Genomic DNA, 1,493 nt, shown 5'->3' on the forward strand with positions numbered 1-1,493 from the left:
CCCCGACGGCTCCGGCGGCGCCGGCCCGTGGGCCCGCGCCGCCGCACAAGGGGCGGACGGCCCCCGGTCAGGGCCGGGCGGCGGCCCCGCCGAGCCCCGGGGCCGGCACGGGCGCGGCGGCGCCGACCAGGACGACGAGTTCGTGGCCGCCCGGGTTGGTCTGCAGGGGCAGGGTGCGCCAGTTGTTGGCGAGCCAGACGTTGCCGGACGGGTCGATCCGCAGGCCGGTGTTGCGCTCCAGCCCGTCGCTCGGGTAGCCGGTGTCGGGCGGGGACAGCGGTTGGCCGGTGGTGAAGCCGGGCGGGCAGGCGGCGAGGTCGACGCCGCACAGCCGGGCGACGCGGTGGCCGCCGAAGTTGGCGATCCAGACGGTGTCCTCGCCGTCGACGGCGACGCCCCAGGGCAGGAACAGGCCGCCGCCGGTGAAGGGTTCGGGGGCCGGGGTCCCGTCGGAGCGGATCAGGGTGACGGAGGCGCCCGGGCGCGGGCCCGCGTCGCCCGCGACGGCGGCGTCCGCGAGGTCCCCGGCGGTGGTGTCGCCGCAGGGCACCGGCAGGATGCCGCTGTTGGCGACCCAGGCGTTGCCCCGGCTGTCGGTGGCGATGCCGAGCGGGCGGCGCAGCCCGCCGCCGGTCACCGCCCGCTCCAGGGTGCCGTCGGGGCCCAGGACCTGCACGCTGTCGCTGCCGTTGCCGCTGACCCACAGCCGCCCTGCCGGGTCGACGGCGGCGCCGAAGGGCTTGTGCAGCGCGGGGGTGGGGACCTCCCGGGCGCGGGTGGCGTCGCCGTCGGGGACGCGGGTCACGCTGTCCGCGCCGCAGCCGGCCGCCCATACGGTGCCGGAGCGGTCGGCGGCCAGGCCCTGGGGCTGGACGATGCCGCCCGCGCGCCACCCCTCGGGCGGGGAGAGCGGGGTGCCGTCCGGGGCGAACTGCGAGAGGCTGCGCTCCAGCGGGGCCGGGTCGATCGGGCAACCCCGGCCCTGGAAGCCGAAGTTGGCGACCCAGGCGGAGCCCCGGGCGTCGACGGTGACGCCGAACCCGGCGCCGTACAGACCGCCGCCGCGGTAGGGGGCGCCGGGGGCGTCCCGGCCGGCCGGGGTGAACTTCAGGACGGTGTCGCCGCCGCAGACCGGCACGGTGGGGTCGGCGCCGTAGCGGTAGTTGTTGCTGACCCAGGCGTTGCCGTCGGCGTCGAAGGCGATGTTGCCGGGGCCGTCGAGCTCGTGGCCGTTGCCGTCGTAGCGCAGGGCCACGGTCCAGGCCTCGGGGGCGGCGGGCAGGGCGGGCCGGTAGCGGGGGGCGGTGGCGGCGAGGGCGAACAGCTCGGCGGCGTTGTGGCCCGGGTCGTGGGCGATGTCCACGGCGGCCCGCAGGGTGTCGCGGGGCCGCTCGCGCCCGGGGCGCCGGGCCAGGTCGAGCAGCCGGTCGCAGGAGTCGCCGCCGGCGCCGTCGACGCAGGCGGCGAGCAGGTTGGCGAGGGTGTTGAACTCG

1 protein-coding gene is annotated in these 1,493 nt (G+C 78.9%); it reads right to left on the bottom strand.

Annotation, left to right across the window (positions count from 1 at the left end; all coding sequences use genetic code 11):
- Positions 1 to 67 precede the first annotated feature (67 nt).
- On the bottom strand, positions 68 to 1,493 hold a 1,426-nt coding region (locus tag AE652_RS41220), incomplete at its 5' end, for an NHL repeat containing protein (RefSeq protein WP_049661106.1).

This window comes from Kitasatospora sp. MY 5-36 (genome assembly GCF_001182915.1).
In the GTDB taxonomy this organism is placed as follows: Bacteria; Actinomycetota; Actinomycetes; order Streptomycetales; family Streptomycetaceae; genus Kitasatospora.